10 protein-coding genes and 1 tRNA gene are annotated in these 8759 nt (G+C 36.5%); 10 read left to right on the forward strand and 1 reads right to left on the reverse strand.

Features of this window, described 5'->3' with window-relative positions; translation table 11 throughout:
• The 10 genes from J7J33_01940 to J7J33_01985 all read left to right on the forward strand — a co-directional run.
• The coding region (locus J7J33_01940) for an ATP-binding cassette domain-containing protein (protein ID MCD6168051.1) at positions 1-600 on the forward strand (600 nt) is incomplete at its 5' end.
• A complete protein-coding gene (locus J7J33_01945; protein MCD6168052.1) occupies positions 575-1471 on the forward strand; it encodes a permease-like cell division protein FtsX in 897 nt (298 codons plus the stop codon). The genes J7J33_01940 and J7J33_01945, both read left to right, overlap by 26 nt.
• Complete coding sequence (locus J7J33_01950; protein ID MCD6168053.1) at positions 1468-2601, forward strand: peptidoglycan DD-metalloendopeptidase family protein; 1134 nt, start codon at positions 1468-1470, stop codon at positions 2599-2601. The genes J7J33_01945 and J7J33_01950 overlap by 4 nt, the downstream gene beginning before the upstream one ends.
• An 18-nt stretch (positions 2602-2619) precedes the next feature.
• Complete coding sequence (locus tag J7J33_01955; GenBank protein ID MCD6168054.1) at positions 2620-3762, forward strand: S41 family peptidase; 1143 nt, start codon at positions 2620-2622, stop codon at positions 3760-3762.
• Between the two features lies 1 nt (position 3763).
• Positions 3764-4348 (forward strand): guanylate kinase, encoded by a 585-nt coding sequence (gmk, locus tag J7J33_01960; protein MCD6168055.1) that lies wholly within the window; start codon positions 3764-3766, stop codon positions 4346-4348.
• On the forward strand, positions 4329-4520 hold the full coding sequence (locus J7J33_01965; protein ID MCD6168056.1) for a DNA-directed RNA polymerase subunit omega: 192 nt from the start codon (positions 4329-4331) through the stop codon (positions 4518-4520). The genes gmk and J7J33_01965 overlap by 20 nt, the downstream gene beginning before the upstream one ends.
• Entirely contained in the window at positions 4501-5685 is a 1185-nt protein-coding gene (coaBC, locus tag J7J33_01970; protein MCD6168057.1) for a bifunctional phosphopantothenoylcysteine decarboxylase/phosphopantothenate--cysteine ligase CoaBC, read from the forward strand. Before J7J33_01965 ends, coaBC begins: the two co-directional genes overlap by 20 nt.
• A complete protein-coding gene (gene asnS / locus J7J33_01975; protein MCD6168058.1) occupies positions 5682-6974 on the forward strand; it encodes an asparagine--tRNA ligase in 1293 nt (430 codons plus the stop codon). Before coaBC ends, asnS begins: the two co-directional genes overlap by 4 nt.
• Before the next feature lie 78 nt (positions 6975-7052).
• Positions 7053-7985 carry a DUF4349 domain-containing protein gene (locus tag J7J33_01980; GenBank protein ID MCD6168059.1) on the forward strand — a complete coding sequence of 311 codons (933 nt, stop codon included), beginning with the start codon at positions 7053-7055 and terminating at the stop codon, positions 7983-7985.
• A 258-nt stretch (positions 7986-8243) separates the two neighbouring features.
• Positions 8244-8318: transfer RNA gene (locus J7J33_01985), tRNA-Ala, on the forward strand.
• Between the two features lies 1 nt (position 8319).
• Here the strand turns inward: J7J33_01985 and J7J33_01990 are convergent.
• The coding region (locus J7J33_01990) for a hypothetical protein (protein MCD6168060.1) at positions 8320-8759 on the reverse strand (440 nt) is incomplete at its 5' end.

An 8759-nucleotide genomic window follows, 5' to 3' on the forward strand; every position in this document is an offset into this window, starting at 1 on the left:
GTTAAAAAGGGGGAGTTTGTATTCATAGTTGGTCCCTCTGGAGCAGGTAAATCTACACTTCTTAAACTCATACACAAGGAGATAGAACCTACCAGTGGGGAAATTTTCTTTAATGGAGAGTCTCTTAAAAAATATGACAAGAAAATATACCTCTTAAGGAGAAAGATAGGGATGATATTTCAGGATTTCAAACTCTTTAAGAGAAGGAATGTCTTTGAGAATGTATCCTTCCCTCTTGAATCCATGGGGTATCCATTTTCATACATAAGAGAAAAAGTGGATAAAACTTTAAAAAATGTGGGTATCTACGAAAAGAGAAATAGTTTCCCCCACACCCTTTCAGGTGGAGAGGGTCAGAGGGTCTCAATAGCAAGAGCACTGGTTATGTCTCCACTTGTACTTCTTGCTGATGAACCAACTGGAAATTTGGATTGGAAAACATCCTTTTCTTTGATGGATCTTTTTATGGAGATAAACCAGATGGGAACAACAATAATTATGTGCACACATAATGAGGAGATAGTTAGAAGATACAACAAAAGGATAATCTATTTAAGAGAAGGGAAGAAGGTGTATGAAAAGTTTCCTCGTGTTAATTAGGGAGATAAAGGAAGCTTTTATAAACATAAAGAGGGCAGGTTTTTTAACCTTTATAACGATACTTGTTATAACCATTTCTCTTTACAGCATAGGAATGATTTACTTCTTCTATCTTTACTCCAACAGAGTAAGAGAGGGTATAGAAAACAGAATAGAGGTTTCATTTTACTTAGAGAAGAATGTGACAGAGGAGAGGATAGAGGAAATAAGAAGAGAAATTTCTCTTCTTCCTGAAGTAGAAAATGTAAGATACATTTCTCCTGAAGAATCCCTTGAAGAATTAAAGAAGGAGTATCCAGAGTATGCGTCCCTATTCTCAGATTTAAAGGAAAATCCTCTCCCTCCAACATTCTTTGTAAAACCAAGGTCAATATTTTCAATAAAACTCCTCACAGAAAAGGTGAATGAGATTCCAGAGATAAAGGGGTTCTTTTATTCAAAAGAACTCGTGGACAAACTCATATTCTCAATAAAAACCTTCTCCATACTAAGTTTAATAATTGTTTTTATTTTCATAGGAATTTTTGTGTTTTTTATAGGAGTTAACATAAATCTTTCAATTTTTAACAGAAGGGAAGACATTGAAATAATGAAACTTTTGGGAGTTCATCCAAATTTTATAAAGATTCCCTTCATAATAGAGGGAATAGTACTCTCTCTAATATCTGGTGTAATCTCTTCATTCTTACTCTATAAATCCTATATTGAAGTTTCATCTCTTCTCAACATGGTTCTTCCGTTTATAAAGGTAAATTTCTACGATTTAAGAGGGTTTAATCCATACATCTTGGTAAACATCATTGGACTTATAACATCCATTACTGTATCCTTCTTTATACTGAGGAAGTATTTGAAAGAGGTGTATCCATGAATAAAAAGATTCTCCTTCTAATTCTAATCGTCTCTCTTATAATCCCCATTTTCTCAGTACACGGTGAGAAGGGAATCACTGAGGAAAAGAAAATTCTAAATGAACTTAAAAACACAGTCACAAGAATAAAAAGAAAGTTAAGGGAAACTGAAGAGTATAAAAAAACCATTCTTGGAGAAATTGAAGAGATCCAATCCAAGATAAAAGAAACAAGCGTTAAGCTTTCAAACCTTGAAAAGGAGATAAATGATTTATCTGAAGAGGTGGAGTTAAGACAGAGCAAGATTGATTTACTTAGAATGAAACTTCAGAGAAAGGAAGAGGAGATAGGTGATAGAATCTTCCTTCTGTATAAGATGCGCATGGAGGAACCGTGGGAGTTATACTTTACAGCAGATTCAATAACTGAACTTCTAAACAGAGTGAACATGCTAAACATTTTAATAAAATTCACAGAGTCTGAACTTGAAAACCTCAAAAAAAGGAAGGAAGAACTTATAAAAGAGAAGGAGGAACTTGAAGAGAGAAAGAACCTTCTTGAATCAAAGAGAGAGGAGGTTCAGAATCTCAAGGAGAAACTATCAAAAGAAGAGGAAAAGAGAAATGCTCTCCTTAATGAACTGGGAGAGAGGGAAGAAGAGTATAAAAAAGAGATAACTATTCTAAAAAAGAGAATAGAGGAAGAGGAGAAAAAGATTCAGGAGATGATTAGAAGAGCAGAGCTTGAAAAGAAGCTTCCAGAGGTTGGTAATTTAATCTGGCCTGTGAAGGGACCTGTTGTTTCAAAATATGGCTGGAGAATTCATCCAATATATAGAACAAGGATGTTTCATCACGGAATAGATATAGATGCCAAAACTGGAACACCAATTAAAGCAGCAGCAGATGGAATTGTTATATACAGTGGCTGGCTTGGAGGATATGGAATATGTGTAATGTTAAAACATGGTGGAAATGTTGCAACAGTTTATGGACACATGCAGTACACCACAGTAAAGTTAAATCAGTTTGTAAAGCAGGGTGATATAATAGGATATGTGAATAACACAGGTCTGTCCACAGGTCCGCATCTTCACTTTGAGGTTAGAATTGATGGAAAGACTGTGGATCCACTTAAGTGGTTACCTTAAAGGAAAGGAGAAAATAAGATGAGCAAAAAGTCCATTATTATATTAATCATTATATTTCTATTGTTCTCTGTGTTCAGTTACTTTGTGGGATACTACACAGGGAAGGGCGCTTCATCTCCTATACAACCATTCTCATCAACTAAATTCAAACTTCTAACAGAGGTTGCAGAGTACATAGAGGAAAGGTTTGTGGATAAGAAAACAGAGGTTGATCTCTGCAAGGGTCTTGTAAAATCCTTAAATGATCCCTATTCTGAATTTTATACCCCAGAAGAGTTTATCTCCTTTCAAGAGGAAACACGGGGTGAGTATGTGGGAATTGGAGTGCTTATAGGTGTTAGGGAGGGAAAAGTAAAGATACTCATGGTGTTTAAGAATTCACCTGCAAAGGAGGTGGGACTTCCTGAGGGCGCATACATTATGGAAGTTGACGGAAAGAGCATAAAAGGAATGAGTCTTGATGAAGTTGCGAACCTTGTTAAAGGAAAAGAGGGAACATATGTTGATTTAAAGGTTGAGAAAGATGGTAAAATTCTATCCTTTCATATACAGAGGAGGAGGGTAACTGCTGAATCTGTAATGGTGAAAAGACTCGATGAGGATATTGGGTACATGAAGATAATATTCTTTATCCCATCAACTCCGGGAGAGGTTAAAAAGGGTTTCAAAAAACTTGAAGGGATAAAGGGTTTAATTCTTGACTTACGAGGTAATCCAGGAGGATTACTCTCATCGGTGGAGGGAGTGGCTGGCTACTTCGTTCCAGAGGGACCACTTCTCTACATTCAGAGGAAGGATGAGAAGGAGGAGAGGGTATCCAGAGGACCGGGAATAAAAATTCCACTTGTAGTGCTTATAGATGAGAACACTGCCTCTGCAGCTGAGATACTATCTGGTGCCATAAAAGATAGAAATGTTGGCACTCTTATTGGAACAAAAACATATGGAAAGGGTGTTATTCAAACAATATTTAGTCTTTCAGATGGATATGGATTGAAACTCACCACGGAGAGGTATTTAACACCAAATCTCTACTCTCTTGATAAGAAAGGTATTGAACCAGATATAGAGGTAAAATACACTGATGAAGATCTAAAGAAGGGCATTGACCCTCAATTAAATAAAGCTCTTGAAGTGATTAAAGAAAAGATAGGGGGATAGAATGCTTATAGTAATATCTGGACCATCAGGTGCAGGAAAGGGAACCATAATTAAAGAGGTGCTTAAGAGAAAACCTGATATTGTTTATTCAGTTTCGTACACCACAAGACCAAAAAGAGAGGGTGAAGAAAATGGAAAGGATTACTTCTTTATCTCAAAAGAGAGATTTGAAGAGATGATAAAGAATGGAGAATTTCTTGAATGGGCAAAGGTGTACGATTACTACTATGGAACAAGCAAAGAATTTGTTCTTAAAAAGCTTAGGGAAGGAAAGGATGTTATTCTTGAAATTGAGATTCAGGGAGCAAGAAAGGTTAGAGAGATTTTTGACAGGAAAAATACCATCTTTATTTTCATTGCACCTCCGAGTTTCAAAGAGTTAAAGAAACGCATAGAGAAGAGAAGAAGGGGAGAGAGTGAGGAAGAGATTAGAAAAAGACTTAACTTTGCAAAGGAAGAGATAAAAGAAGCAGAGAAGTATGATTACATAGTGATAAATGACGACATTGATAGAGCAGTTGAGGAAGTTTTATGTATAATTAATAGAGAAAAAGGAGGTGAAGATTTTGAAGAGAATAAACTTTGATAATTTATTAAAGGTGGTTAATGGAAACAAATATATTCTTACAATAGCTATCTTTAAGAGGGCCAAAGAGTTATTTAAACTCTATCCCTCTCCCCACAGATCTCCTGCATCCTTTATAGATGATGCAGCAGAGGAAATAGAGGGAAATAAAGTTGAAATCACTTATAAATAAAAAGATACTTCTCGGTATAACCGGGGGGATTGCTGCATATAAAATTCCTTTTTTAATTAGAGATATTATTAAAAAGGGTGGACTTGTAAAATGTATACTGACAGAGGCAGGTAAAGAATTTGTAACTCCCACCACCCTAAAAACACTGACTAAACAAAAGGTGTATATGGATGAGTTTGATATTGAGGAAGGAGTTATTCCTCATACCACACTATCAAAGTGGCCCGATGTGTTTGTAATTGCTCCAGCAACGGCAAATACAATCTCAAAACTTGCAAATGGCATAGCAGATAACCTTTTGACTCTGGTGGGACTGGATACAAGAAAACCTGTCCTTATAGTGCCATCCATGCATGAAAATATGTATAATAATGAGATAACACAGAAGAACCTTGAGATACTTAAAAGGAGGGGGTTTAACATCCTTGAGCCTGAAGAGGGTGAGCTTGCCGGTGGAGACAGAGGAAAGGGAAGATTGCCTGAGATAGAAAGAATTGTTTTTGAAATTGAAAAAATCCTTGAAAAGAAAGATTTTCTAAATAAAAAAATTGTGGTTACGGCAGGTGCAACAAGGGAGTATCTTGACCCTGTAAGATTTATTTCAAATCCTTCAAGCGGAAGAATGGGATTTTCCCTTGCAAGGGAAGGGGTTTTAAGAGGTGGGGATGTTGTTTTAATAAGTGGAAAGACTTTTCTTACTCCTCCCTATGGAGTTAACTTCATAGAGGTTGATAGTGCAGAGGATATGAAAACTGAGGTATTTAAGCACTTTGACGATTTAGATTACCTCATTATGGCAGCAGCAGTTTCAGATTTTTCTCCATCAAGTGTGGTTCAGGAAAAGATCAAAAAAGACTCCTTCAACTTCACTCTTTCACTATCACAAACACCCGATATTTTAAAGGAGGCAGGTGAGAGAAAGAAAAATCAGAAACTTGTTGGTTTTGCCCTTGAAACTGAAAATCTTTTGAAGAATGGGTATAAAAAGTTGAAGGAGAAGAACCTTGATATGATTGTGATAAATGAACCTACGAAAAATTCTGGTTTTGAGGTGGAAACAAACAAGGTCACCATAATTTTAAGAGGTGGTGATTTGTATAGATTCCCTCTCTTATCTAAAGAGGAGGTAAGTAAAATAATCTTTGATCTATTGGAGGGATTATGAACTGGGTTTATATTGAAGATCTCAAAGAACATGAAGGAGAAGATGTTGAAGTAAGGGGATGGCTTTACAACTCAAGATTTTCAGGAAAACTTGTATTTCTAATTGTAAGGGATGGAACAGGTTTTGCTCAGGGAGTTGTATCCTTAAAGGATGTAGGAGAGGAGGTTTTTGAAAGAGCGAAAAAGGCCACTCTTGAATCCACAATAGTTGTTAGAGGAACTGTAAGGGCAGATAAAAGAGCACCTGGTGGATATGAAATTCTTGTCAAAGATGTTGAGATACTTCACCTAACAGAAGACTATCCAATAGGTCCAAAGGAACACGGTGTTGGATTCTTAATGGCTCACAGACATCTCTGGTTAAGATCTAAGAAACAGTGGGCAATACAGAGGATAAGAAATGAACTTATCAAGGCAATAAGAGACTTCTTCTATGAGAGAAAATTTGTTGAGTTTGATTCTCCTATACTCACACCCTCTGCATGTGAGGGAACAACCACACTCTTTGATATAGATTACTTTGGAGAAAAAGCATACCTTTCTCAGAGTGGACAACTCTACAATGAAGTTGGTGCAGCTGCCCTTGGCAAAGTTTACTGCTTTGGTCCAACCTTCAGGGCTGAAAAGTCAAAGACAAGAAGGCATCTCATGGAGTTCTGGATGGTTGAACCTGAAGTTGCCTTCCTTGACCTTGATGGAAACATGAAACTCATTGAGGATTTCGTCTCATACATAATTCAGAGGGTTATTAAGAACAAAGCTTATGAACTTGAAATTCTTGAGAGAAACACAGAGAGACTTAAAAAAGTTGTGCCTCCCTTCCCGAGAATAAGTTATGATGAAGCCCTTGAAATCTTGAAAAGAAAGGGGAAAGAAATTCCATGGGGTGAAGATTTTGGAGGAGATGAGGAGACAGCCATATCAGAGGAGTTTGAAAAACCTGTTTTTGTGCACAGATATCCAAAGGAGTGTAAAGCCTTCTATATGAAGGAGGACCCAGAGAATCCAAAACTCTCTCTATCTGTGGATTTACTTGCACCTGAAGGATACGGAGAGATAGTTGGTGGTGGACAGAGGGAGGATGATTACAACAAACTCAAAGAGAGAATGAAAGAGGCAGGAATTCCTGAGGAACCATACAGGTGGTATCTTGATTTGAGAAAGTATGGAACATTTCCCCACTCTGGTTTTGGGCTTGGAATAGAGAGAACCCTTGCGTGGATATCTGGCATTCACCATGTGAGAGAGACAATCCCATTCCCAAGACTTTTAGAAAAAATCTATCCATAAATTTTAAAATTTCGCAATCTTTTAAGTTGAAACTTTTTTTGGGGGTTTTGGTTTGTATAGATGAGGAGGTGAATGAAAATGAACAAGTTTATTAATTTCCTAAAGAGAAACAAACTCTTTCTTGTGCTTCTTATAGTGATTTTAGGGATAGGTGTGGTTGGAGGATACTTTACTCTATTTAGAATGGGTGGCTTCTCTTATCTAACAGGAAATATGCCACTACTAACAGAGGTCAGAGAAAAGGGTGAAGGATTCTCTGGATTAGAGGAAGAGAAACCCCAAGATTTAAATTTAACTTTAGTAGGCGAGAATTCATACCAAGAAGAAAATTTTGGCTTGAAGGTTGTAAAAAATGGTGCAGTGGAACTTGTTGTTGAAAAGGGGAAATTTATGGAGATCTGGAACAAAATAACATTCACAGCTAAAAGTTTCTCTGGCTTTGTATCTAATTCAAACTTCTACAAACAGAATAACCGCTATTTTGGAAACATAGTAGTTTTAGTGCCATCAAAGGAATTTGACGACTTTATAAACAAAATCTCAGAATTTGGAGAAGTGGAAAATATCTCTGTAAACTCTAAGGATCTATCAGGAGAGTATGTGGATCTCTCCTCAAGGCTCAAGGTTCTTGAATCGCAGAGAGATTTACTCCTCTCGTGGCTAAGTGATGCAAAAGATATAAAGGATATGCTATCCCTAAGAAGCGAACTTGATAAAATTGAGACAGAGATAGAAAAGATTAAGGGAAGAATGAATTATATCTCCTTCCATACCGATTTTTCTCAAATCACTATTAGCATTAGAGAGAAAGGTGAAAAACCTGCCGAAACTCCCCCAATCATTAGAAGAATACTTGATGCTTTAAACAGAGCTTTAAATGGATTTGTTGCGTCAATCTTTGTAATAATCATAGTCCTTGCATGGCTAACTCCATGGCTTATCCTGATTTACATAATTTACCTTATCTACAGAAGGAGAAAACAGGTAAGTAAGGAGACTAACAATAAATAGTGCTATGTGCTATTTAAACCATTTATTCTGAAGTGGAAAATTTAGTGTTTGACACCCACCGTTATAAATTCTTCTCTCTTCACACTTCTATGGGTATTTCTTTTCTGTCTGATTGTAAAGTATCCTTTTCTTTTCATAACAACACTTCTTTCTCAAATAAAATAGTTGCAACGCTGATTGTCAGGCACCTGGAGTTACATTTTTGGACTCAATAGGTTGTGTGTAACTGATTTTAAATGTGATAAAATTTTATGGTGTGGGGCAGTAGCTCAGTGGGAGAGCGCATCCTTCGCACGGATGAGGTCGCGGGTTCAAATCCCGTCTGCTCCACCAACTACTCTTTATTCTCTTTTTTCTCTTCAGTCTCTTTAAGATTGGATTCTATCTTCCTTCTAATTTCCTCTATCAATCTGTTTAGATACTTTCTTTTCTTCAGGTAAATTTTTGCGTTTTCTATCTTTTCTTCATCGCCAAAGACTTCTTGCCATTTATCTCCATAATACTCTTTTACCTCTTCATCGGAGACTTCTTCATTATCAGAGAGAAGGTCAAGAATAAGATTATACTTTATCTCACTCTCCGCACTCTTTCTTAAAGTTTCTCTTATCTCTTCTTCGGTCTGTCCTCTCACCTTAAGAAAATCTGAAAGTTTTATACCTGATCTTAAAAGCTCTTTTTTTAATTCTTCAAATTTTCTTTCAGCCTCCTCTTCAATATATCTTTTAGGTATAAAGAAATTGTTTTCCTCAAGGATTTCATCGGCAATAAAGTTTT

Source organism: Caldisericia bacterium (assembly GCA_021158845.1).
In the GTDB taxonomy this organism is placed as follows: domain Bacteria; phylum Caldisericota; class Caldisericia; order B22-G15; family B22-G15; genus B22-G15.

Excerpts from the sequence above, each read along its gene's own strand:
- J7J33_01945 (MCD6168052.1), top strand. The coding sequence starts at position 575 with ATGAAAAGTTTCCTCGTGTTAATTAGGGAGATAAAGGAAGCTTTTATA.
- J7J33_01950 (MCD6168053.1), top strand. The coding sequence starts at position 1,468 with ATGAATAAAAAGATTCTCCTTCTAATTCTAATCGTCTCTCTTATAATC.
- J7J33_01955 (MCD6168054.1), top strand. The coding sequence starts at position 2,620 with ATGAGCAAAAAGTCCATTATTATATTAATCATTATATTTCTATTGTTC.
- gmk (MCD6168055.1), top strand. The coding sequence starts at position 3,764 with ATGCTTATAGTAATATCTGGACCATCAGGTGCAGGAAAGGGAACCATA.
- asnS (MCD6168058.1), top strand. The coding sequence starts at position 5,682 with ATGAACTGGGTTTATATTGAAGATCTCAAAGAACATGAAGGAGAAGAT.
- J7J33_01980 (MCD6168059.1), top strand. The coding sequence starts at position 7,053 with ATGAACAAGTTTATTAATTTCCTAAAGAGAAACAAACTCTTTCTTGTG.